This is a genomic window from Pseudomonas tructae, assembly GCF_004214895.1.
Taxonomy (GTDB): Bacteria; Pseudomonadota; Gammaproteobacteria; order Pseudomonadales; family Pseudomonadaceae; genus Aquipseudomonas; species Aquipseudomonas tructae.
In genome coordinates this window covers 2,292,831-2,315,847 of record NZ_CP035952.1, presented here as the reverse complement: position 1 = coordinate 2,315,847, position 23,017 = coordinate 2,292,831, and the positions used below count along the sequence as shown (strand labels likewise).

Sequence of the window (23,017 nt, the reverse complement as noted above, 5' to 3'; positions counted from 1 at the left end):
GTGTTTGAGCCAGTCGCGGCAATGGCGCAGGGCCTGGCCGATGTATTTTGCCACCATGCTCTCGGAAACGCCCAGCCGTTGTGCGATCTGCGCCTGGGTCAGGCCATCGACACGGTTGAGCAACAACGCCTGGCGGGCATTGGCCGACAACTGCAACAAGGCTTCATCGAGCAGGTCCAGGCGTTCGCTGGCCAGCAGCGCCGCTTCCGGCGCTGGCGCCGGGCACGGTACCTGGCGCGCCGCTTCACTGTCGTCCAGATGACCGCTCATGCGTTGCTCGCGGCGCAACGTGTCGATGGCCAGGTTGCCGGCCACGCGAAAGATGAAGCTGCGCGCATGCACGACCGGCAGCTCCTGCTGCTCGATCTTCACCAGCTTCAGGTAGGTCTCCTGGGCGACGTCGGCAGCGCGCTGACGATCACTCATACGTCGGGTCAGGAACAGCAGCAGGTCATCGTAATGCTCCTGGAAGCTTGCCAGCAGCCCGGACACGGGAGAGGTCAACATGAAGGATTCAAGGGGCCAGTGAGAGAAGTTAGCGAGCGTTAATGAGAACAAGTATCTTTCATAACACAAGATACTTTCAACGCCGTTGTGTATTTGCCACACTCGAAGCTGTACTTCTGTTCTGGAGCGGCGTCCGTGACCCGATTCTTCCGTCTATGCCTGGCCCTGCTGTTGATCGCCGGTTTGAGCGCCTGCGCCCTGTTCCAGGCGCGCGACCCGGTCAACATCAGCGTGATCGGTATCGACCCCCTGCCCGGCCAGGACCTGGAACTGCGCATGGCAGTGAAGATCCGCGTGCAGAACCCCAACGAAACTGCGATCGATTACAACGGCATCGCCCTCAACCTTGAGGTCAACGGCCAACCGCTGGCAGCCGGCGTGAGTGATAAAAGCGGCAGCATCGGCCGCTTCAGCGAAAGCGTGCTGGTGGTACCGGTGAGCATCACCGCCTTCTCGGTGCTGCGCCAGGCCGTGGGCCTGAGCCAGGTGCGCAACCTCGACGGTTTGCCGTACACCGTGCGCGGCAAACTGGCCGGCGGCGCGTTCGGCACTCGCCGGTTCAGCGACAGTGGCCGCCTCAACCTGCCGCAAGCGGCCGGCGCGCCCTGGTAACCATCAGTCCTGGTTGATGAAGCGCACCCCGGGCTTGCTGCGCTCATCCACGCTCAACTCGAAGATATCCGGCCGCGCATAGTGGCCGACCACGTCGAAGTCATAACGGGCGCGCACCAGTTGCGCGGTATCGATTTCGGCGCACAACAGCCCACGCTCGGCCACCAGCGGCCCGGCCAATACCTCGCCCAGCGGCCCGACAATCACACTGCCACCGGCAATCAACTGGCGCTCACCCGGCCAGCCGGCCACCTCGATGCCCAGCGCGTTGGGCGAGTCCTGCACCTGGCAGGCGCTGATCACGAAGCAACGGCCTTCGGCGGCGATATGGCGCATGCTCATCTGCCACAGTTCTCGCTCGTCCACCGTGGGTGCGCACCACAGCTCCACACCCTTGGCGTACATCGCCGTACGCAGCAGCGGCATGTAGTTTTCCCAGCACACGGCGGCGCCGATACGCCCGGCACGGCCCTCGATCACCGGCAGTGTCGAGCCGTCGCCACGGCCCCAGATCAGCCGCTCGGTGCCGGTGGGCATCAACTTGCGGTGCACCGCCACAAGGCCCTGCTCGGGCTCGAAAAACAGCACGCTGCAATACAAGGTATGGCCGCTACGCTCGATCACTCCCAGCACCAGGCTGGCGCCAGTGCGTGCCGACAAACCCGCCAAGGCGTCGGTTTCGCTGCCGGGCACGTCGATGGCATTGGCAAAATAGCGGGCGAACGCTTCGCGGCCTTCAGGCAGGCGGTAGCCCAGGCGCGTGCCGAAGATTTCGCCTTTGGGATAACCACCCAGCAGCGCTTCCGGCATCACGACCAGGCTGGCGCCGGCATCGCTGATGGCCTGCTCGTAGGTAAGGATCTGCTCCAGGGTATGCGCTTTGCCTTCAGGCGATGAACCGATCTGCAAGGCGGCGACGATGGACGTGGTCATGGGTGCAAGCTCCGGGTGGGCGATGGGTATTGCAGATTGTCGGCGCCGGGCTAATCATGAATAAAGACCACTTCATTTCTGAATGATATGAACTCTGCGAATATCACTGATATCGACCTCAACCTGCTCAAGGTCTTCGAAGCCCTGCATGACGAAGTCAGCGCCAGCCGCGCGGCCGTGCGCCTGGACCTGACCCAATCGGCAGTCAGCGCTGCCTTGCGGCGTTTGCGCAAGGTTTATGGCGACCCGCTGTTCACCCGCACCGGGCGCGGCCTGACGCCCACCCTGCGGGCCAATCAGCTCAAGCCACTGATCAGCGAAGCACTGAACAAATGCCGGCAGAGCCTGGCCCTGCTCGATCCACAGGCCGAGCAGTTCGAAGGCCGGGCGGTGACCCTGGGCCTGTCCGATGATTTCGAGATCGCTTATGGCCGCGCCTTGATCGAGCAGGTGCAACGGCTGGCCCCGGGCCTGCGCCTGATCTTTCGCCAGACCCACAGCCAGATCGTCGCCCGCGCCTTGCTTGAGCGCAGCCTCGACCTGGGACTGACCTCGGGCGGGTTTTCTGCCCGCCTGCTCAGCCGCCGGGTACTCGATGAAGGGGATTACCTGTGCCTGCTCGACCCGCACAGCCTGGCGCCTGGGCAAAATGCGTTAAGCCTGGATGAGTTCGTGGGGCGGGAGCAGATTCTGGTGTCGTCGCAAGGTTTTATCGGCATTGTTGACGAGGCCCTGGCCGAACGGGGCTTGAGCCGCCGGGTGGCGGCATCGACCAGTCATTTTGCGGCCCTGGCTTACCTGCTCAAGGGCAGCCAGCACCTGGCCACCCTACCCGGTCATGCCGCCCGGGCCATTGCCGAAACCGCCGGCCTGGTGGTGCTGCCATGCCCGCTGGCCTTGCCGCGCTATCCGGTGGAACTGGGTTGGCGCACCGGCGGGCAACCGGACCCGGCCCTGGAGAAAGTCCGCGAAGCGGTGCTGGCAGTATTTGCCTGAAGCTTACTTGGCCGCCGCCATCAGTTTGTTGACTTCACTGCGGACCATGTTGGCGTACTCGGGCGGCGACATGCCGTCCAGTTCTGCCCGGACCCATTCGGCCCACTTGCCCTTGCGCCGCGGCTTTTCCGCGATCAGCCGGGCGGCTTCGCCCTTGGCCTTGCCCAGGTTGGTCTGCCAGAGCTCGAACAGCCGGGCTTTCTCGTCCTCGATCTGCGCCCGTTCGGCGAAGCTCTTGTTGGCCAGATTGAAACTCATGAGGGGTGTCCTGCCGCTGAAAAATAGGCGCTATCTTACACTGTAGCCGCCGGCACTCGGCAAACCACTGCAACTTTCCGCACCTGCCGGCATCCACTGTTCAATGCCCATCAACTGACGAGGAAGCACCCATGGCCAGGAAAACCACCGTGCAAGGCGATGCCGAGCAAATCAAGGATCAGGCGTTCAGCGAATTGCAGGCGCTGATCGAGGAGTCAGAAAAGCTGCTCAATGACAGCGCCGCACTGGTAGGTGAAGAAGCCGAAACCCTGCGGGCCCAGGTCGGGGTGAAATTGAAGCAGGCCCGTGACGCGGTCACTAGTGTGCGCAGCAAGGCGCAACCGGTGGTCGATGCGACCCAGGATTACATCGGCGGCCATCCGTGGCAGACGGTGGCGATTTCGGCCGGGTTTGGCCTGGTGGTCGGCCTGTTGCTGGGGCGCAGGTCTTAGTAACCATCGCGAGGCAAGTCGGGTCGCCGCATTGCCCACATCGATAACCTCAAACTCGGTGGGAACGGGCTTACTCCACAGGCCGACCTTTTGCCTCGCAGATTTGTAAGCAATCATTGTCAGATCCACGGTTTTGCTGGCCTTTAGCGGTAAAAAATCTTACAACTGATAGTCATTCGCCATTATCTCGGTTCTCGCCCACCTACCCTGCAAGGTAGAATGGACAAAATCGGGAGTTTCAATGAACCACACCAGTCTCAGCGCCGCCGAACTAGATGCCATCACCGATGCCGCCGCGCAGTGGTGCCTGCGCCTGCAAGCTGAAGACTGCAGTGCCGCTGAACGACGTGCATTCGAGCAGTGGCTGGTGGCCCATCCGGCGCATCTGCAGGAATACCAGGCGATGATGGACATCTGGCAGACCGCCGACCATTTGCCGCGAACCTTCCCTGACAACGTCGTGCCCCTGTGGCAGCCGCGGCGCAGCCACTGGCAGCAATTTGCCACAGCCGCAGCCATCGCCCTGCTCACCCTGCCGGCAGGTGCCTGGATCGGTTGGGAACAGGGCTGGCTACCCAACAGCTATCAGTCCCTGGAGACCGGCGAGCGGGTCAATCGCGTTGTGCTCAGTGATGGCAGCACGGTCGAACTGAACCTCAACACCGAGTTGCGCTACACCAACTACAAGGACGAGCGGCGGGTCACCCTGATCAAGGGTGAGGCGTTCTTCAAGGTCAGCCACGACAGCCAGCACCCTTTTGTGGTGCATGCGGCCAACGGCTGGACGCGGGTGACCGGTACCCAGTTCAATGTGTGGAAGTACGATGATCAGGTCAAAGTGACCCTGGTCGAAGGCTCGGTGCTGGTCAGCAGTGATGGCAACGCCAGTGACAGCAGCTATCGCCTTGGCCCGGGCATGCAGGCCAGCTACAAGGCCGGCGACTATGAACCGCACCTGAGCCAGACCTACAGCCAGGACAACAGCCTGGCCTGGCGCAACGGCAAGTTGATCCTCGACAACCAGAGCCTGGCCCAGGCCCTGCCGATGATCAACCGCTACCTGGAAAAACCGCTGCTGCTGGCTGACTCCAGCACTGGCAGCATCCGCATCAGCGGCATCTACAACACCAGCGAGATCAAGCGCCTGGTCAGCACCCTGCCCAAGGTGCTGCCGGTGTACCTGACCCAGAACAAGCACGGCAACATGGTTCTGAACCGCATCTCGCCGCCCCCTGCCAAAGGCTGAGCCTGACGCTCAGCCCTCTTGCCACGCTAGAGCATCATCGCCGCCAACCAACCGAACGCCAGCAACGGCAGGTTGTAGTGGATGAACGTTGGCACCACAGTGTCCCAGATATGATGATGCTGGCCATCCACGTTCAGCCCCGAGGTCGGCCCGAGGGTCGAATCCGATGCGGGCGAGCCGGCATCGCCCAGGGCGCCGGCGGTACCGACGATGCACACCGTCGCCACGGGATCGAAGCCCAGTTGCACGCACAGCGGCACGAAGATCGCGGCCAGGATAGGCACGGTGGAAAACGACGAGCCGATGCCCATGGTCACCAGCAACCCCACCAGCAGCATGAGCAGCGCGCCGACACCCTTGCTGTGGTTGATCCAGGCCGCCGAAGCCTCGACCAGGGTCTTGACCTCGCCGGTGGCTTTCATCACCTCGGCAAAGCCGGAGGCGGCAATCATGATGAAGCCGATCATGGCCATCATTTTCATGCCTTCGGTGAACAGGTCGTCGGTGTCTTTCCAGCGCACGATGCCCGACACCGAGAAGATCAGAAAACCAGCCATGGCGCCGATGATCATCGAATCCAGCCACAGCTGGATGATGAACGCCGCGGCAATGGCGACGCCGGCGACCAGCAGGGTCAGCGGGTTGTAACTCACCGCCACCTGCTCGACCTGCTCAATCTTCTCCAGGTCATAAACGCGCTTTTTGCGATAGCTGATGAACACCGCCACCAGCAAGCCGAAGAGCATGCCCGCCGCCGGAATGGCCATGGCGTGGGTCACACTGACACCGCTGACATCCACGCCACTGCGGCTGACACTGCCCAGCAAAATCTGGTTGAGGAAGATGTTGCCAAAGCCTACCGGCAAGAAGATGTACGGGGTGATCAGGCCGAAGGTCATCACACAGGCCACCAGCCGCCGGTCGATCTGCAGCTTGGTCAGCACGTACAGCAGCGGCGGCACCAGCAACGGAATGAAGGCGATATGGATCGGCAGGATGTTCTGCGAGGAAATCGCCACGACCAGCAGCAGGCCGATCAGCAGCCATTTGACCTTGCCGCCATTGCTATGGCCCTGGCGGTCGATCATGGCCAGGGCGCGATCGGCCAGGGCATGGGCCATACCCGACTTGGCGATGGCCACGGCAAAAGCACCGAGCAAGGCATAGGACAGCGCCACTGTGGCACCGCCACCCAGGCCGCCATTGAAGGCCTTGAGCGTGCCTTCGATACCCAGCCCGCCAACCAGGCCACCGGCCAACGCACCAATGATCAGGGCAATCACCACATGCACGCGGGACAGGCTCAATATCAGCATGATGCCGACCGCGGCAATTACTGCATTCATTCTGTGACCTCTAGAAACCAGACAAAAAGCGACCGATCCGGCGACAGACTGCTCAAGAGCAGTGGCCGAACGACAGGTATTTTTATGGGAGGGCGCACACTTTGAAGCAGCCCCTCGCGCTTGTCAAAAAAACGCCTTGGCGGGCTGCGACAACGTGTCGCTTGAGTAAATCAAAACGACGCATTTGAATTGAACGTTTGAATAAAGAAAACGGCATCGCGGCCGATACAGTCGGCAGCCTCAATCTTTCAGGATCCAAGGACTTCGCCATGCCGTTCAGACAACTTTCCATTCAGTGGAAAATCACCCTGCTCGCCGGCTTGTGCCTGGCCGGCATCGTCACCCTGCTGGTTGGCCTCTCGCTGTACCGCATGGAGCACAGTACGCAACTGGTCAAGGCCAGCAGCATGCAGATGCTCACCGAAGCGGCCCAAGGGCGCATCGAGTCCCAGGGCGAAGTCCAGGCGCTGAACATCCGCCGCCAGTTCATGGACGCTTACCAGTACGGTGCCGGCTTCTCCCGCCAGGTACTGTTCTTGCGTGAACAGGCCGAGAAGCGCTTTCTCGATGCTTTCGACCTGCGCGAAGACATGACCCGCCAGGTGCGTGCCGCATTGCAGGCCAACCCCGACCTGCTCGGCCTGTCGCTGGTGTTCGAAGCCAACGCCCTGGACAACAAGGACTCGCTGTTTGTCGACCAGAAAGAACTGGGCAGCAACGAGACCGGCCGCTTCGCCCTGTACTGGTCGCAGCCGACCCCGGGCCAGCTGACTTCCATGGCGCTGCCTGAGCGCGACATGAACGACACTAGCATCGGCCCCAGCGGCGAGCCGGCCAATACCTGGTCGGTGTGCCCGCGTACGACCCGCAAGGTCTGCGTGGTCGAGCCCTACTTCTATGAGATCAACGGCCAGCAGGTGCTGATGACCAGCATCGTGTTCCCGTTGATGGCGGCCGACAAGGTCATCGCCACCCTGTCTATCGACATCAACCTCAACAGCCTGCAGGCCATGAGCCAACAGGCCAGCCGCAATCTGTACCAGGGCCAGACCCAGGTCGGCATCTTAAGCCCCGTGGGTCTGCTGGCCGGTTACAGCCCGGACGCCAGCAAGCTGGCACAACGCTTCGACAAGGTCGACCCGGAAAAAGGCGCCGAACTGATCCGCCTGCTCGGCGACAGCACGCCCCTGCACAGCATCCACCACGATCAGCGCCTGAAAGTGCTCGCCTCATTCGCGCCGATCCCTGGCGGCAAGCCCTGGGGCGTGCTTCTCGATGTACCGGAAAGCGCCCTGACCGGCCCGGCCGAAGCCCTCAAGCAAGAGCTCGACCAGCGCAATACCAGCGGCACCCTGATCGAGCTGGGCCTGGGCCTTTTGGCAGCGGTTGTCGGCCTGTTGCTGATCTGGCTGATGGCGCGCACCGTGACCCGACCGATCCTCGGCGTGGCCGCCATGCTCAAGGACATCGCCAGCGGCGAAGGCGACCTGACCCGCCGCCTGAACTACGACAAGCAGGACGAGCTGGGCGAACTGGCCGGCTGGTTCAATCGCTTCCTCGACAAGCTGCAACCGACCATTGCCGAGGTCAAGCGCTCGGTCCAGGCGGCGCGCGATACCGCCGACCAGTCCTCGGCCATCGCCAGTCAGACCAGCGCCGGCATGGAGCAGCAGTACCGCCAGGTCGACCAGGTGGCCACCGCCTCCCACGAGATGAGCGCCACCGCCCAGGACGTCGCCCGCAGCGCTGCACAAGCTGCCCAGGCTGCCCGCGATGCCGACCAGGCCACCCGCCAGGGCCTGGCGGTGATCGACCGTACCACCAGCAGCATCGACACCCTGGCCGCCGACATGAGCACCGCCATGGGCCAGGTCCAGGGCCTGGCTGAAAACAGCGAGAAGATCGGTTCGGTGCTGGAAGTGATTCGCTCGATTGCCGAGCAGACCAACCTGCTGGCCCTCAACGCTGCCATCGAGGCCGCGCGTGCCGGTGAAGCCGGTCGTGGTTTTGCCGTGGTCGCCGACGAAGTCCGCAACCTCGCCCGCCGCACCCAGGAATCGGTGGAAGAAACCCGCCTGGTCATCGAGGAACTGCAGGCCGGTACCCAGGAAGTGGTCGGCGCCATGGACAGCAGCCACCGCCAGGCCCAGGGCAGCGTCGAACAGGTCGGCCAGGCGGTTACCGCGCTGCAGCAGATTGGCGATGCGGTCACGGTGATCAGCGACATGAACCTGCAGATCGCCAGCGCTGCTGAAGAGCAGAGCGCCGTAGCCGAAGAGATCAACAACAACGTGGCGACCATCCGTGACGTCACCGAGTCGCTGTCTGAGCAGGCCAACGAATCGGCGCGGGTCAGCCAGTCGCTCAATAGCCTGGCCAACCAGCAGCAGGGGCTGATGGATCAGTTCAGGGTGTAACAGCTTCGCGGGGCAAGCCCGCTCCTATTCATCTGTAGGAGCGGGCTTGCCCCGCGATCGGTCTACTACACTTGCCAGACTCCCTACCCTGCGAGCGAGGCACAATGAAGCCGATCATCTCCCTACTGGCCAGCGCCTTGCTGGCGCTGAGCCTGGTCACCACCAGCCACGCCGCCAACCCCACCACACCCATCCGCTTCGGCGACATCACTTGGGAAAGCGGCAGCCTCACCACCGAGATCCTGCGGCTGATCGTCGAGAAAGGCTACGGCTACCCCACCCAGACCCTGCCCGGCAGCACCGTAAGCATGGAAGTGGCCCTGGCGCGCAACGACATCCAGGTCATCGGCGAGGAATGGGCCGGCCGTAGTCCTGCCTGGATCAAGGCTGAGCAAGCCGGCCAGGTGTTCAGCATTGGCGATACGGTGAAAAATGCTGATGAGGGCTGGTATGTGCCGGCCTATGTGATCAAGGATCTTGCGCCGGAGCTGCGCTCGGTGACCGACCTCAAACAGTACAAGGCGGTGTTCAAGGACCCCGAATCCCCCGACAAGGGCCGCTTCCTCAACAGCCCCAGCGGCTGGACTTCCGAGATCGTCAACAGCCAGAAGCTCAAGGCTTATGGCCTGGACCAGGACTTCGTGAACTTTCGCAGTGGCTCGGGCGCGGCCCTCGATGCTGAAATCACCTCAGCCATCAAACGAAAAAAGCCCGTTTTGTTCTACTACTGGAGCCCTACCCCGCTGATGGGTCGCTACGAGCTGGTGCGCCTGGAAGAACCCGCTTTCAATGCCCAGGCGTGGAACACCCTGACCGACGCCAGCCACCCGAACCCGCAAGGTACGCGTTCGTTGCCAGCGAAATTGTCCATTGGTGTTTCGGCGCCGTTCAAAAAGGACTATCCACAACTGGTCGAATTCTTCGACAAGGTCGACCTACCCATCGACACGCTTAACAAGACCCTGGCGCAGATGAGCGAAACTCGCGAATCGCCCAAGGATGCGGCGCTCAGGTTCATGCGTGACAACCCTGCTCTCTGGAAAGCCTGGCTACCCGCTGAAGTCGCGGGCAAAGTCGAGGCAGGCCTGTGAGTGGAGGCTTTCCCCAAGCACTGCATTTCTCATTTGCCGATGCCGTCAACCGCTTTGTCGATTGGCTGGTGCTGGCTTACGGCGATCAGTTGCGTAACCTCTCCGATGCTTTGCTGCAGGTGCTGGTTGGCCTGGAGAACCTGCTGCGCCTGACGCCTTGGTGGCTGTTGCTGTTGATCGTCGCGCTGATGACCTGGCACGCCAGCCGCAGCATCAGCCGCGCCCTGGTACTCAGCGGCCTGCTGTTTCTGATCGGCGTGGTCGGCCTGTGGGACAAGCTGCTGCAAACCTGCGCGCTGGTGCTGGTCAGTACCGGCCTGTGTGTGCTGATCGGCATCCCGCTGGGCATCCTCCTGGCCAGCCGGCCCCTGGCGCGCAAGCTGCTGATGCCGCTGCTCGATGTCATGCAGACCCTGCCCAGTTTCGTCTATCTGATTCCGGTGTTGATGCTGTTCGGCCTGGGCAAGGTACCGGCGATCTTCGCCACCTTGGTCTACGCCCTGCCGCCGTTGATCCGCCTGACCGAACTGGGCCTGAGCCAGATCGACCCGAGCCTGACCCAGGCCGCTCACGGCCTGGGCGCGAGTCGCTGGCAGCGATTGCGGCGGGTGCAGCTGCCGCTGGCGATGCCGAGCATCATGGCCGGGCTCAACCAGTCGGTGATGATGGCCCTGTCGATGGTGGTGGTTGCCTCGATGATTGGCGCCCGCGGGCTGGGCGAGGATGTGCTGGCTGGGATTCAGACACTCAATGTCGGCAAAGGGGTCGAGGCGGGTTTGGCGATTGTGGCGTTGGCGATGGTGATCGACCGGATTACCCAAGCCTATGGACGCCCTTCTCAGCCGCGTCCGACGAAGAATTAGCAGGCTGCCAACTTTGCAACACAACCCAAGCCCCGTACCATGCAGTGCAGCAGCGCACATGTATAAACCACAAGGACTGCAGTACCGCATGGACATCGAAAGCATCAAGCAACAACTGGCCAAACCCGCCACACGCTTTTTTGCCGGCGGCTTTCGCCCCAATGACAGCGACAGCGAAAGCTGGCTGGGCCGGGTGTTTCTGTATGGCGCCGATGAAGGCATCCCGTGCAACGATGCTGGCGAACAATTGCTGCCCTATGCTCAATTCCATCTGGCCAATCTGCCCTTCTGCAGTCCACTGCTCGAAGGTGTTGAGGTACTGACGCTGTTCATCGCCTATGAGTTTCCCGAGCACTTCGAACCCATGGGCAACAACTGGCTGATCCGCGAATACCGGGCGGACGATGAACGGGTGCGCAAGGACCTGAACGCACCCAACTCGTTTCTCAAGGCCTTCCCCCTGCGTGCCGAAGCGGTTGCCGAGGACTATCCGTTATGGGATGGCGGCGGTGCTCCGGATGAGCTGGTCAGTGAGATCGTGAAACTGGAGCGCGATGGCATCATCGAAAACTACTACGACCACGTAAACCACGCCTATGAACACAAGATTGGCGGTTACCCTTCGTTCTGCCAGTCAGGGATCGACCCAGGTGATGGCTTCGAATTCGTGTTCCAGATCTCGTCCGACAGCAAGATCAACCTGAATGTCGTCGACAGCGGCAGCCTGATGTTCTGGAAGCACAGGGTCACTGGCGAATGGGCCATTTACTACGATTTCTATTGAGCGCCCATGGCCCAGTACACCATCGCCATACTTGCTGCCGGGCACTTGCCCGGCATCATCAAGCTGGTGCGCCCGTTCAGTAGCGAAAGTGTTGCCACGATTGCGCGCAAGATCGGTACAGCGCAGCCGGTGATCAGCCTCGACACCCAGGACTTTTCGCTGGAAATCGGCGAGGAGGACGGCATCACGATGCAACACAACCTTTTGCTGACGCTCATCGGTGCACTTGAGCACGCCGGCGCCACCGTAGAGATCAAACTTCACCTTGATGACTGCACGGAGGTGGTATCAATGGAGGCGTTGCACAACCTGCTCGAAAGCGAGCTGATTTACCTGGCGCAAGCGCACGACTGAGCACCGCAGCATCACGAATTGAGCACCTTCCTGCGCGGCAGTTCAATGCTGACACGCAAGCCGCCCAGGGGGCTTTCCTGCAGTGCCATTTGCCCCCCCCAAGCCTCGACGATGTCGCGCACGATACCCAGGCCCAGACCATGACCGTCGACTTGCTCGTCGAGCCGGGTGCCCCGCTCAAGCACTTGTTCACGGGCCGTTTCCGGGATGCCTGGGCCGTCGTCGTCGACCCATAGGCAATAGTGTTGCGGCTGCGCTTCAATGCTCAGCCGTACTTCGCTGTCCGCCCATTTGCAGGCGTTGTCCAGCAGGTTGCCCAACAGCTCAAGCAGATCTTCGCGGTCCCAGGGCAGGAGCAGACCCGGCGGCACGCGCTTGCTCAGCTCCAGGCCGTCGCCATGGATCATGCCCAGGGTCGACAGCAGTCCGGGCAGCTCGGCATCACAGTCAAACTGCGCGCCTGGCAAGGCATCACCGGCCAGTCGTGCGCGGTTGAGCTCGCGGCTCAGGCGCTGCTGGATCTGCGCGAGCTGATCACGCAACTGCTCGCGGACCTCAGGCAGGTCTTTCAGGCGCTCGCTGGAGGCCAGGCTGAGCAGCACCGCCAGCGGCGTCTTCAGCGCATGCCCCAGGTTACCCAGGGCATTGCGCGAACGGCGCAGGCTGTCTTCAGTGTGGGCCAGCAGATGGTTGATCTGCGCCACCAGGGGTTCGAGCTCGGTGGGCACCTGGGTGTCGAGCTGCGAACGCTGGCCTTGCTGCAGCTGGGCGATCTGTTCACGGGTACGTTCGAGCGGGCGCAGTGAGCGGGTCACGGTAATGCGCTGGAGCACCAGGACCAGCAACAGCGCGATAAGGCCCAGGCCCAGGCCGATCTGCTGCATGCGCCTGAAACCATCGCGTACCGGCGTGTAGTCCTGGGCGACACTGATCGAAATGGCCCGGCCCAGGCGCCGGTAGTCGGCGCGCAATACCAGCAGTTGCTGGCCTTCAGGCCCCAGCTCCAGGCCCGTGTGTAGCCCGGGCATTTGCGGCGCAGGCATGTCCATGTCCCATAACGAGCGCGAACGCCAGTTGCCGCCTTCGAAATCGATGCGGAAGTAGTAGCCGGAAAAAGGCCGCTTGTAGGCCGCGGAAATCCGTCGCTCGTCCAGTTCAAGCCCGCTCTGGCCACGCACCAGGGCCACCAGCAGGTTCTCGCTTTCCTTGCGCAGGCCGGTCTCCAGGTAGCGCTGCAGGCCCGCTTCGAACAACCACAGGCTGAGCTGGGCCAAGACCAGGCCCACCAGCACCAGTACCGCGATCAGGCCAAGGCTCAAGCGTGCCTGGATCGACTTCACTCGGTGCTCCCGGCATAGCGATAGCCCTGGCCGCGGCGGGTTTCGATCACACTGCGGCCAAGCTTGCGGCGCAGGTGGTTGACGTGCACTTCCAGGACGTTGGAATCGCGTTCGGTCTCACCGTCATAGAGGTGTTCGGCCAGGTGACTTTTTGACAGGATCTGTTGCGGGTGCAGCATGAAATAACGCAGCAGGCGAAACTCGGCGGCCGTCAGCTGGATGTCGACACCGGCGCGGGTCACGCATTGGCGGCCTTCGTCCAGCTGCAAGCCGGCGGCTTCCAGGGTCGGCTGGTTGGCCAGGCCGCGAGCACGGCGCAGTAGTGACTGAATGCGCAGTTGCAGTTCTTCCGGGTGAAACGGCTTGCTCAGGTAGTCATCGGCACCGGCCTTCAGGCCCTCGATACGCTCAGCCCAGGAACCACGCGCGGTGAGGATCAACACCGGTGTCACCAATCCCGAGGCACGCCACTGGGCCAGCACCTCAAGGCCCGGCAAGCCCGGCAGACCGAGGTCGAGGATGATCAGATCATAGGGCTCGCTGCTACCCTGGTAGACCGCATCCCTGCCGTCGGCCAGCCAGTCGATGGCATAGCCCTGGCGTTGCAGGCTCTGGGTCAGCTCATCGGCCAGCGGTACGTTATCCTCAACCAGTAACAGGCGCATCAGTCATCTTCCTCGTCTTTGAGCAGCGCTCCATTGCTTGCATCAAGCTTGATCTCGCGCACCACGCCTTCAGGGGTCAGCAATTCGACCTCGTACTCGTACCGACCGTGCTTCTCTTCAAGCTCCGCCTCCAGCAAGGTTGCCCCGGGATAGCGTCCCAGGGCATCTTTGAGCAGGTGTTCCAGCGGTAGGATGATGCCTTGCTCACGCAACTGCAGGGCCTCATCCTGATCGAGGTCGCGGGCCGATACCAGCGAGCTGAGGGCCAACAGCGCAATGAGAACGGTCTGTGCTGTTCGCATGCAAGGGTTCATCAGGTGTCCTGGGCGTCCTTGAGGACTTCACCGGTCTTGGCATCCAGATCCACATCCCATTCGACGTTCTGGGCGTCACGCAGCTCGACCTTGTAGACGTAACGGCCGTAGACGTCTTCCAGCTCGGAATCCTTGATGGTGGCGCCTGGGTGCTTGGCCAATGCCTTGGCGTTCAAATCATCCAGGGACATGATGGTCTTGGCCTGAACCAGCTTGACCACGTCACTGGTCGGGATGTCTTTAGCCAGTGCAACGTTGGCGCTCAGGGCCAGGGCAGCAGTGGCGAACAGGGCAGTCAAAGTTTTCATCGCGTCTCTCCGTTGAGATAAAAATTGTTTCTACGGGACCTAGAATATCCAACCGAACTTAATTGAAGCTGAAAACAACTGGCGACATGATAGCGCAGCCCTGCCCCACTTCTGGACCGCTGTTCTTTATAATTCTCGGCTCAAGGTAGTGAGGCCCGTATGAGCGCAATCCATATCAAGTACCCGGCCCTGACTCTCAAGGCCGGCAGCCGTGCCTTGCAACGCATACGCGAAGGCGGCTTGCAGGCCGCCGATGTCGGCGTGTTGCCAGGCGCGGCCGGCGGCCCCAAGGCCCTGGGCATTCAAGGCCTGGACCTGGCCCTGTTCGGCCACTGGCTGCCCGGTGCACCCCGTGAACGAGCATTGATTGGCGCTTCGGTCGGCTCCTGGCGCTTTGCCAGCGCCTGCCTGCCCAACCCGGCCCAGGCCCTGCAACGACTGGGACAGCTGTATACCGAGCAGGACTTTGCCAAGGGCGTAACCCCGGCCGAGGTCAGCCGCAGCAGTCAACGCATGCTCGATGATTTGCTCCAGGGGCGTGACGCGCAGATCCTGGCAAGCCCGGATTACCGCCTGAACATCATGGTGGTGAAAAGCCACGGCCTGCTTGCCGATGATCACCGCGGGCGCCTGGGCATGGGCCTGTCATCGGTCATCGCCGACAACCTGATTGGCCGCCCGCGCCTGTCGCGGCACTTCGAGCGGATCATCCTGCACGATGCCCGCAGCATCCCTCCCCTGCGGCCACTGACAGACTTCCCTTCACGCTGCCTGCCCCTGGATGCCGCCAACTTGCGGCATGCCCTGCTGGCTTCCGGATCGATCCCCATGGTCATGGAAGGTGTGCGCGATATCCCCGGTGTGGGCCCGGGAACCTATCGCGATGGCGGGTTGCTGGACTACCACCTGGACCTGCCCTACGCCGGCGATGACCTCGTGCTCTACCCGCACTTTACCGACAAAGTCATCCCTGGCTGGTTCGACAAGGCCTTGCCGTGGCGCCGCGGCGATGGTGAGCGGCTGCGCAATGTCCTGCTGCTGGCACCCTCACCTCAGTACCTGGCGAGCCTGCCGTACGGCAAGCTGCCAGACCGCAGCGACTTCAAGCGCTTCATGGGCGACGCCGGCAGCCGGCAACGCTACTGGCACAAGGCAATGGCCGAGAGCCGGCGTCTGGGCGACGAACTGCTTGAACTGATAGAAACCGGCGAGCTGCACACGCATCTGCAACCACTGAAGTAACCATGCTGGTAAACTGGCCGCCAGCATTGGTTTACAGAGTCAAGACATCGTGGAAATCTTCAAAGAGTTTACGTTCGAATCGGCCCACCGCCTGCCCCACGTGCCTGAAGGGCACAAGTGCGGCCGCCTGCATGGTCATTCGTTCAAGGTTGCCCTGCACCTGACCGGCCCGCTCGATCCGCATACCGGCTGGATCCGCGACTTCTCCGAGATCAAGGCGATTTTCAAACCGCTGTACGAGCAACTGGACCACAACTACCTGAACGACATCCCTGGCCTGGAGAACCCGACCAGCGAAGTGATCGCCAAGTGGATCTGGGACCAGGTCAAGCCGCTGTTACCGGAGCTCTCCAAGGTGCGGATTCACGAGACCTGCACCAGTGGTTGCGAGTATTACGGCGACTGAGTCAGTAATTAATTTGAAGAGACCACCCTGCGGGGTGGTTTTTTTTGGCTGGCGTTCACTGCTGTAGGAGCGGGCCTTGCCCCGCGATGCGATGTGGCTGACAGAATGCTATCGCGGGGCAAGCCCGCTCCTACAGTCGAGGCAAACGCAAGAAAGACAAAACCCCTACCTGCAGATGCAGATAGGGGTTTCGGAATTTAATCTTGACGATGACCTACTCTCACATGGGGAAACCCCACACTACCATCGGCGATGCATCGTTTCACTGCTGAGTTCGGGATGGGATCAGGTGGTTCCAATGCTCTATGGTCGTCAAGAAATTCTGTTGCCAGAAGGTCTTGTTTAAGACACTCCAGCGAATCGGGTATGTGATGGTTTGTGAGGTACAAATTCTCGGCTTTGTGTCTTCACAACACCGCAATCTGATGCTCTTTCGAGTACTCAAATTGCTTGGGTGTTATATGGTCAAGCCTCACGGGCAATTAGTATTGGTTAGCTCAACGCCTCACAGCGCTTACACACCCAACCTATCAACGTCGTAGTCTTCGACGGCCCTTCAGGGAGCTCAAGGCTCCAGTGAGATCTCATCTTGAGGCAAGTTTCCCGCTTAGATGCTTTCAGCGGTTATCTCTTCCGAACATAGCTACCCGGCAATGCCACTGGCGTGACAACCGGAACACCAGAGGTTCGTCCACTCCGGTCCTCTCGTACTAGGAGCAGCCCCTCTCAAATCTCAAACGTCCACGGCAGATAGGGACCGAACTGTCTCACGACGTTCTAAACCCAGCTCGCGTACCACTTTAAATGGCGAACAGCCATACCCTTGGGACCGGCTTCAGCCCCAGGATGTGATGAGCCGACATCGAGGTGCCAAACACCGCCGTCGATATGAACTCTTGGGCGGTATCAGCCTGTTATCCCCGGAGTACCTTTTATCCGTTGAGCGATGGCCCTTCCATACAGAACCACCGGATCACTAAGACCTACTTTCGTACCTGCTCGACGTGTCTGTCTCGCAGTCAAGCGCGCTTTTGCCTTTATACTCTACGACCGATTTCCGACCGGTCTGAGCGCACCTTCGTACTCCTCCGTTACTCTTTAGGAGGAGACCGCCCCAGTCAAACTACCCACCATACACTGTCCTCGATCCGGATAACGGACCTGAGTTAGAACCTCAAAGTTGCCAGGGTGGTATTTCAAGGATGGCTCCACGCGAACTGGCGTCCACGCTTCAAAGCCTCCCACCTATCCTACACAAGCAAATTCAAAGTCCAGTGCAAAGCTATAGTAAAGGTTCACGGGGTCTTTCCGTCTAGCCGCGGATACACTGCATCTTCACAGCGATTTCAATTTCACTGAGTCTCGGGTGGAGACAGCGCCGCCATCGTTACGCCATTCGTGCAGGTCGGAACTTACCCGACAAGGAATTTCGCTACCTTAGGACCGTTATAGTTACGGCCGCCGTTTACCGGGGCTTCGATCAAGAGCTTCGCGTTAGCTAACCCCATCAATTAACCTTCCGGCACCGGGCAGGCGTCACACCCTATACGTCCACTTTCGTGTTTGCAGAGTGCTGTGTTTTTAATAAACAGTCGCAGCGGCCTGGTATCTTCGACCGGCATGGGCTTACGGAGCAAGTCCTTCACCCTCACCGGCGCACCTTCTCCCGAAGTTACGGTGCCATTTTGCCTAGTTCCTTCACCCGAGTTCTCTCAAGCGCCTTGGTATTCTCTACCCAACCACCTGTGTCGGTTTGGGGTACGGTTCCTGGTTACCTGAAGCTTAGAAGCTTTTCTTGGAAGCATGGCATCAACCACTTCGTCGCCTAAAGGCAACTCGTCATCAGCTCTCGGCCTTAAGATCCCGGATTTACCTAAGATCTCAGCCTACCACCTTAAACTTGGACAACCAACGCCAAGCTGGCCTAGCCTTCTCCGTCCCTCCATCGCAATAACCAGAAGTACAGGAATATTAACCTGTTTTCCATCGACTACGCTTTTCAGCCTCGCCTTAGGGACCGACTAACCCTGCGTCGATTAACGTTGCGCAGGAAACCTTGGTCTTTCGGCGTGGGAGTTTTTCACTCCCATTGTCGTTACTCATGTCAGCATTCGCACTTCTGATACCTCCAGCAAGCTTCTCAACTCACCTTCACAGGCTTACAGAACGCTCCTCTACCGCGTCACCTAAGTGACACCCGTAGCTTCGGTGTATGGTTTGAGCCCCGTTACATCTTCCGCGCAGGCCGACTCGACTAGTGAGCTATTACGCTTTCTTTAAAGGGTGGCTGCTTCTAAGCCAACCTCCTAGCTGTCTAAGCCTTCCCACATCGTTTCCCACTTAACCATAACTTTGGGACCTTAGCTGACGGTCTGGGTTGTTTCCCTTTTCACGACGGACGTTAGCACCCGCCGTGTGTCTCCCATGCTCGGCACTTGTAGGTATTCGGAGTTTGCATCGGTTTGGTAAGTCGGGATGACCCCCTAGCCGAAACAGTGCTCTACCCCCTACAGTGATACATGAGGCGCTACCTAAATAGCTTTCGAGGAGAACCAGCTATCTCCGAGCTTGATTAGCCTTTCACTCCGATCCACAGGTCATCCGCTAACTTTTCAACGGTAGTCGGTTCGGTCCTCCAGTCAGTGTTACCTAACCTTCAACCTGCCCATGGATAGATCGCCCGGTTTCGGGTCTATACCCAGCGACTAAACGCGCTATTAACACTCGCTTTCGCTACGCCTCCCCTATTCGGTTAAGCTCGCCACTGAATATAAGTCGCTGACCCATTATACAAAAGGTACGCAGTCACCTAACAAGTAGGCTCCCACTGCTTGTACGCATACGGTTTCAGGATCTATTTCACTCCCCTCTCCGGGGTTCTTTTCGCCTTTCCCTCACGGTACTGGTTCACTATCGGTCAGTCAGTAGTATTTAGCCTTGGAGGATGGTCCCCCCATATTCAGACAAAGTTTCTCGTGCTCCGTCCTACTCGATTTCATGACCAAGAGATTTTCGCGTACAGGGCTATCACCCACTATGGCCGCACTTTCCAGAGCGTTCCGCTAATCTCAAAGCCACTTAAGGGCTAGTCCCCGTTCGCTCGCCACTACTAAGGGAATCTCGGTTGATTTCTTTTCCTCAGGGTACTTAGATGTTTCAGTTCCCCTGGTTCGCCTCTTGCACCTATGTATTCAGTACAAGATACTCAGCTTATGCTGAGTGGGTTCCCCCATTCAGAGATCTCCGGATCAAAGTCTGTTTGCCGACTCCCCGAAGCTTATCGCAGGCTACCACGTCTTTCATCGCCTCTGACTGCCAAGGCATCCACCGTATGCGCTTCTTCACTTGACCATATAACCCCAAGCAATCTGGTTATACTGTGAAGACAACATTCGCCGAAAATTTGTAATGTCTCACAAATTTTACCTTAGCCTGAACACACACCAGTGAAAGTGCTGTCCAGTCTATCTTTCTATCACATACCCAAATTTTTAAAGAACGATTCTGAAAAAGTTCAGAAATCAATATTCGAAGCGAATATTCATTTCTAAGCTTTGACATGGTAACAAAGGGGTGGTGGAGCCAAGCGGGATCGAACCGCTGACCTCCTGCGTGCAAGGCAGGCGCTCTCCCAGCTGAGCTATGGCCCCAACAAGAAACTGGTGGGTCTGGGCAGATTCGAACTGCCGACCTCACCCTTATCAGGGGTGCGCTCTAACCAACTGAGCTACAGACCCAGTCAAGAGCTGTTACCGATATCGTCTTCTTCAATGAATCAAGCAATTCGTGTGGGAGCTCATAAGACAGCTGATGTCTGTCGATTAAGGAGGTGATCCAGCCGCAGGTTCCCCTACGGCTACCTTGTTACGACTTCACCCCAGTCATGAATCACACCGTGGTAACCGTCCTCCCGAAGGTTAGACTAGCTACTTCTGGTGCAACCCACTCCCATGGTGTGACGGGCGGTGTGTACAAGGCCCGGGAACGTATTCACCGCGACATTCTGATTCGCGATTACTAGCGATTCCGACTTCACGCAGTCGAGTTGCAGACTGCGATCCGGACTACGATCGGTTTTGTGAGATTAGCTCCACCTCGCGGCTTGGCAACCCTCTGTACCGACCATTGTAGCACGTGTGTAGCCCAGGCCGTAAGGGCCATGATGACTTGACGTCATCCCCACCTTCCTCCGGTTTGTCACCGGCAGTCTCCTTAGAGTGCCCACCATTACGTGCTGGTAACTAAGGACAAGGGTTGCGCTCGTTACGGGACTTAACCCAACATCTCACGACACGAGCTGACGACAGCCATGCAGCACCTGTGTCAGAGTTCCCGAAGGCACCAATCCATCTCTGGAAAGTTCTCTGCATGTCAAGGCCTGGTAAGGTTCTTCGCGTTGCTTCGAATTAAACCACATGCTCCACCGCTTGTGCGGGCCCCCGTCAATTCATTTGAGTTTTAACCTTGCGGCCGTACTCCCCAGGCGGTCAACTTAATGCGTTAGCTGCGCCACTAAAATCTCAAGGATTCCAACGGCTAGTTGACATCGTTTACGGCGTGGACTACCAGGGTATCTAATCCTGTTTGCTCCCCACGCTTTCGCACCTCAGTGTCAGTATGAGCCCAGGTGGTCGCCTTCGCCACTGGTGTTCCTTCCTATATCTACGCATTTCACCGCTACACAGGAAATTCCACCACCCTCTGCCCTACTCTAGCTCGCCAGTTTTGGATGCAGTTCCCAGGTTGAGCCCGGGGATTTCACATCCAACTTAACGAACCACCTACGCGCGCTTTACGCCCAGTAATTCCGATTAACGCTTGCACCCTCTGTATTACCGCGGCTGCTGGCACAGAGTTAGCCGGTGCTTATTCTGTCGGTAACGTCAAAATACTCACGTATTAGGTAAGTACCCTTCCTCCCAACTTAAAGTGCTTTACAATCCGAAGACCTTCTTCACACACGCGGCATGGCTGGATCAGGCTTTCGCCCATTGTCCAATATTCCCCACTGCTGCCTCCCGTAGGAGTCTGGACCGTGTCTCAGTTCCAGTGTGACTGATCATCCTCTCAGACCAGTTACGGATCGTCGCCTTGGTGAGCCATTACCTCACCAACTAGCTAATCCGACCTAGGCTCATCTGATAGCGCAAGGCCCGAAGGTCCCCTGCTTTCCCCCGTAGGGCGTATGCGGTATTAGCGTTCCTTTCGAAACGTTGTCCCCCACTACCAGGCAGATTCCTAGGTATTACTCACCCGTCCGCCGCTGAATCGAAGAGCAAGCTCTTCTCATCCGCTCGACTTGCATGTGTTAGGCCTGCCGCCAGCGTTCAATCTGAGCCATGATCAAACTCTTCAGTTCAATACTGCTTGGGTTTTGAGAAAACCCTAAACTTGGCTCAGCAATCTCAAATGACTTACTTTTAAATCTTTCGATTTTCGTGTAGCCACTTGTGATGCTGATAATCTTTTTGACTATCAGCCTGAGCTCACAAGCACCCACACGAATTGCTTGATTCAGTTGTTAAAGAGCGGTTGGTTAAGAGCTTTTCGTCTCAACCGAGGCGCGCATTCTACGCTTTCCTCAGGGTCTGTCAAGCGTTTATTTTGAAGTTTTTCGTTTCACTTCAAGCACTTGACTCGCTGCGATCTCTCGTTAGCGGGAGGCGAATTCTACAGCGTTTCAATCCGCTGTCAACCGCCTTTTTCACCACTAGCGATCTTTCGATCGAAGCCCTTCCAACACCACCCTGAACTGCTAACTCTTTGAAACTCAAGGAGTTTTCAGTTCCGACTGCGCCGGAAGTGGGGCGAATTATAGAGAAATTAAATCGGGCGTCAAGGCTTAATTTAGAAAAGCCTGAACAAAAGAATAATGCGCAGTATATTGCTCATTTTTTGGCCTTTGCGCATCATAATATGCCCACGCTTCTTCTTATATAAGGAATGCCCCTTCGCAATGAACAGCCAACCCCGCAGCCTGGCCGCCACGCTCTTCCCTATCGGCTTGCTGCTGATCGCCATGGCCTCGATCCAGTCCGGCGCCTCCCTGGCCAAGAGCATGTTCCCGGTCGTGGGGGCCCAGGGCACCACCACCCTGCGCTTGATCTTCGCCAGCATCATCATGCTCCTGCTGCTGCGCCCCTGGCGCGCCAAGCTCAGCGCCAGCACCCTGCGTACCGTGATCATCTACGGCATGGCCCTGGGCGGAATGAACTTCCTCTTCTATATGTCATTGCGTACCGTACCCCTGGGGATCGCCGTGGCACTGGAGTTCACCGGCCCCTTGGCCGTAGCCCTGTATGCCTCACGAAGGGCCGTGGATTTTCTCTGGATTGGCCTGGCGGTCATTGGCTTGCTGTTGTTGATTCCGATTGGCCAGACCGGCGCCGGTATTGACCTGGTCGGCGCGGGCTACGCGCTGGGAGCCGGGGTATGTTGGGCGCTGTACATTCTATATGGGCAAAAAGCCGGTGCTGAGAACGGCATCCAGACTGCTGCCCTGGGCGTGATGATTGCCGCGCTGTTCGTCGCCCCCTTTGGCATCGCCCACGCTGGCAGCGCCTTGCTGACCCCCGCACTGCTGCCGATTGCCCTAGGCGTAGCGATACTGTCCACAGCCCTGCCGTACAGCCTGGAAATGGTTGCCCTCACGCGCCTGCCAACACGCACCTTCGGCACCCTGATGAGTATCGAGCCTGCCTTTGGTGCACTCTGCGGCCTGCTGTTCCTCGGTGAGGTGCTGAGCGTTGCGCAATGGCTGGCAATCGCCGCGATCATCACCGCGTCGGTCGGTGCCACCTTGTCGCTGCGCAAGGAGAGCCCGCCGCTGGTCGCCGCCGACTGATTTGAGAAATATTTGCATTTAAATAGACACTGGTCATTG

At 59.3% G+C, this 23,017-nt stretch carries 19 protein-coding genes, 2 tRNA genes, 3 rRNA genes and 2 pseudogenes; 13 read left to right on the top strand and 13 right to left on the bottom strand.

Annotation, left to right across the window (positions count from 1 at the left end; translation table 11 throughout):
- A pseudogene (locus tag EXN22_RS10710) lies at positions 1–507 on the bottom strand (RNA polymerase sigma factor); the annotation flags it as partial.
- 135 nt (positions 508–642) lie between these two features.
- On the opposite strand from EXN22_RS10710, the gene EXN22_RS10705 reads away from it, so the two are divergent.
- On the top strand, positions 643–1,119 hold the full coding sequence (locus tag EXN22_RS10705) for an LEA type 2 family protein (RefSeq protein ID WP_130264019.1): 477 nt from the start codon (positions 643–645) through the stop codon (positions 1,117–1,119).
- 3 nt (positions 1,120–1,122) lie between these two features.
- On the opposite strand, the gene EXN22_RS10700 is transcribed toward EXN22_RS10705, so the two are convergent.
- Positions 1,123–2,052 carry a carbon-nitrogen hydrolase family protein gene (locus tag EXN22_RS10700; protein ID WP_130264018.1) on the bottom strand — a complete coding sequence of 310 codons (930 nt, stop codon included), beginning with the start codon at positions 2,050–2,052 and terminating at the stop codon, positions 1,123–1,125.
- Positions 2,053–2,139: 87 nt separating this feature from the next.
- Between EXN22_RS10700 and EXN22_RS10695 the strand changes: the two genes are divergently transcribed.
- Entirely contained in the window at positions 2,140–3,048 is a 909-nt protein-coding gene (locus EXN22_RS10695) for a LysR family transcriptional regulator (protein WP_130264017.1), read from the top strand.
- 3 nt (positions 3,049–3,051) lie between these two features.
- Here EXN22_RS10695 and EXN22_RS10690 read toward each other — a convergent pair whose 3' ends face one another.
- Positions 3,052–3,306, bottom strand: coding sequence for a hypothetical protein (locus tag EXN22_RS10690; protein WP_130264016.1), 255 nt, complete (start codon positions 3,304–3,306; stop codon positions 3,052–3,054).
- Between the two features lie 131 nt (positions 3,307–3,437).
- On the opposite strand from EXN22_RS10690, the gene EXN22_RS10685 reads away from it, so the two are divergent.
- Both EXN22_RS10685 and EXN22_RS10680 read left to right on the top strand, forming a co-directional pair.
- The gene (locus tag EXN22_RS10685; RefSeq protein WP_130264015.1) at positions 3,438–3,758 is read left to right on the top strand and encodes a DUF883 family protein; all 321 of its coding nucleotides are present in this window, start codon (positions 3,438–3,440) and stop codon (positions 3,756–3,758) included.
- A gap of 241 nt (positions 3,759–3,999) precedes the next feature.
- Positions 4,000–5,004 (top strand): FecR family protein, encoded by a 1,005-nt coding sequence (locus tag EXN22_RS10680; protein WP_130264014.1) that lies wholly within the window; start codon positions 4,000–4,002, stop codon positions 5,002–5,004.
- Positions 5,005–5,030: 26 nt separating this feature from the next.
- On the opposite strand, the gene EXN22_RS10675 is transcribed toward EXN22_RS10680, so the two are convergent.
- The gene (locus tag EXN22_RS10675) at positions 5,031–6,350 is read right to left on the bottom strand and encodes a Na+/H+ antiporter family protein (RefSeq protein WP_130264013.1); all 1,320 of its coding nucleotides are present in this window, start codon (positions 6,348–6,350) and stop codon (positions 5,031–5,033) included.
- Positions 6,351–6,619: 269 nt separating this feature from the next.
- Here EXN22_RS10675 and EXN22_RS26660 point away from each other — a divergent pair.
- The 6 genes and pseudogenes from EXN22_RS26660 to EXN22_RS10650 all read left to right on the top strand — a co-directional run.
- Positions 6,620–7,861 (top strand): annotated as a pseudogene (locus EXN22_RS26660) (PDC sensor domain-containing protein); the annotation flags it as partial.
- A 150-nt stretch (positions 7,862–8,011) separates the two neighbouring features.
- On the top strand, positions 8,012–8,767 hold the full coding sequence (locus EXN22_RS26655) for a methyl-accepting chemotaxis protein (RefSeq protein WP_407691968.1): 756 nt from the start codon (positions 8,012–8,014) through the stop codon (positions 8,765–8,767).
- Positions 8,768–8,871: 104 nt separating this feature from the next.
- On the top strand, positions 8,872–9,858 hold the full coding sequence (locus EXN22_RS10665; protein WP_130264011.1) for an ABC transporter substrate-binding protein: 987 nt from the start codon (positions 8,872–8,874) through the stop codon (positions 9,856–9,858).
- A complete protein-coding gene (locus EXN22_RS10660; protein ID WP_130264010.1) occupies positions 9,855–10,721 on the top strand; it encodes an ABC transporter permease in 867 nt (288 codons plus the stop codon). The genes EXN22_RS10665 and EXN22_RS10660 overlap by 4 nt, the downstream gene beginning before the upstream one ends.
- Before the next feature lie 88 nt (positions 10,722–10,809).
- A complete protein-coding gene (locus EXN22_RS10655; RefSeq protein ID WP_130266791.1) occupies positions 10,810–11,505 on the top strand; it encodes a DUF1963 domain-containing protein in 696 nt (231 codons plus the stop codon).
- 6 nt (positions 11,506–11,511) lie between these two features.
- Positions 11,512–11,859 (top strand): hypothetical protein, encoded by a 348-nt coding sequence (locus tag EXN22_RS10650; RefSeq protein WP_130264009.1) that lies wholly within the window; start codon positions 11,512–11,514, stop codon positions 11,857–11,859.
- 11 nt (positions 11,860–11,870) lie between these two features.
- Here EXN22_RS10650 and EXN22_RS10645 read toward each other — a convergent pair whose 3' ends face one another.
- Genes EXN22_RS10645 through EXN22_RS10630 form a run of 4 tightly spaced genes read right to left on the bottom strand, consistent with a single transcriptional unit; the run spans position 11,871 to position 14,486 of the window.
- Positions 11,871–13,199 (bottom strand): sensor histidine kinase, encoded by a 1,329-nt coding sequence (locus tag EXN22_RS10645; protein WP_130264008.1) that lies wholly within the window; start codon positions 13,197–13,199, stop codon positions 11,871–11,873.
- Complete coding sequence (locus tag EXN22_RS10640) at positions 13,196–13,864, bottom strand: response regulator transcription factor (RefSeq protein WP_130264007.1); 669 nt, start codon at positions 13,862–13,864, stop codon at positions 13,196–13,198. Before EXN22_RS10640 ends, EXN22_RS10645 begins: the two co-directional genes overlap by 4 nt.
- Positions 13,864–14,178, bottom strand: a complete 315-nt coding sequence (locus EXN22_RS10635; protein ID WP_130264006.1) for a PepSY domain-containing protein — start codon at positions 14,176–14,178, stop codon at positions 13,864–13,866. The genes EXN22_RS10640 and EXN22_RS10635 overlap by 1 nt, the downstream gene beginning before the upstream one ends.
- Positions 14,178–14,486 (bottom strand): PepSY domain-containing protein, encoded by a 309-nt coding sequence (locus tag EXN22_RS10630; protein ID WP_130264005.1) that lies wholly within the window; start codon positions 14,484–14,486, stop codon positions 14,178–14,180. Before EXN22_RS10630 ends, EXN22_RS10635 begins: the two co-directional genes overlap by 1 nt.
- Before the next feature lie 159 nt (positions 14,487–14,645).
- On the opposite strand from EXN22_RS10630, the gene EXN22_RS10625 reads away from it, so the two are divergent.
- Together EXN22_RS10625 and queD are read left to right on the top strand one after the other, a co-directional pair.
- A complete protein-coding gene (locus EXN22_RS10625) occupies positions 14,646–15,728 on the top strand; it encodes a patatin-like phospholipase domain-containing protein (RefSeq protein WP_130264004.1) in 1,083 nt (360 codons plus the stop codon).
- 49 nt (positions 15,729–15,777) lie between these two features.
- The gene (queD, locus tag EXN22_RS10620) at positions 15,778–16,134 is read left to right on the top strand and encodes a 6-carboxytetrahydropterin synthase QueD (RefSeq protein ID WP_010226613.1); all 357 of its coding nucleotides are present in this window, start codon (positions 15,778–15,780) and stop codon (positions 16,132–16,134) included.
- Between the two features lie 201 nt (positions 16,135–16,335).
- Here queD and rrf read toward each other — a convergent pair.
- The 5 genes from rrf to EXN22_RS10595 form a co-directional block, all read right to left on the bottom strand.
- Positions 16,336–16,451 (bottom strand): 5S ribosomal RNA (gene rrf, locus EXN22_RS10615).
- Positions 16,452–16,595: 144 nt separating this feature from the next.
- A 23S ribosomal RNA gene (locus EXN22_RS10610) occupies positions 16,596–19,485 on the bottom strand.
- Positions 19,486–19,708: 223 nt separating this feature from the next.
- Positions 19,709–19,784 (bottom strand) — tRNA-Ala (locus tag EXN22_RS10605).
- A gap of 10 nt (positions 19,785–19,794) precedes the next feature.
- Positions 19,795–19,871: transfer RNA gene (locus EXN22_RS10600), tRNA-Ile, on the bottom strand.
- 85 nt (positions 19,872–19,956) lie between these two features.
- Positions 19,957–21,493 (bottom strand): 16S ribosomal RNA (locus tag EXN22_RS10595).
- Together the 16S, 23S and 5S rRNA genes with 2 tRNA genes alongside form the textbook arrangement of a ribosomal RNA operon.
- A 597-nt stretch (positions 21,494–22,090) precedes the next feature.
- Between EXN22_RS10595 and rhtA the strand changes: the two genes are divergently transcribed.
- The gene (gene rhtA / locus EXN22_RS10585; RefSeq protein ID WP_130264003.1) at positions 22,091–22,978 is read left to right on the top strand and encodes a threonine/homoserine exporter RhtA; all 888 of its coding nucleotides are present in this window, start codon (positions 22,091–22,093) and stop codon (positions 22,976–22,978) included.
- Positions 22,979–23,017 lie beyond the last annotated feature (39 nt).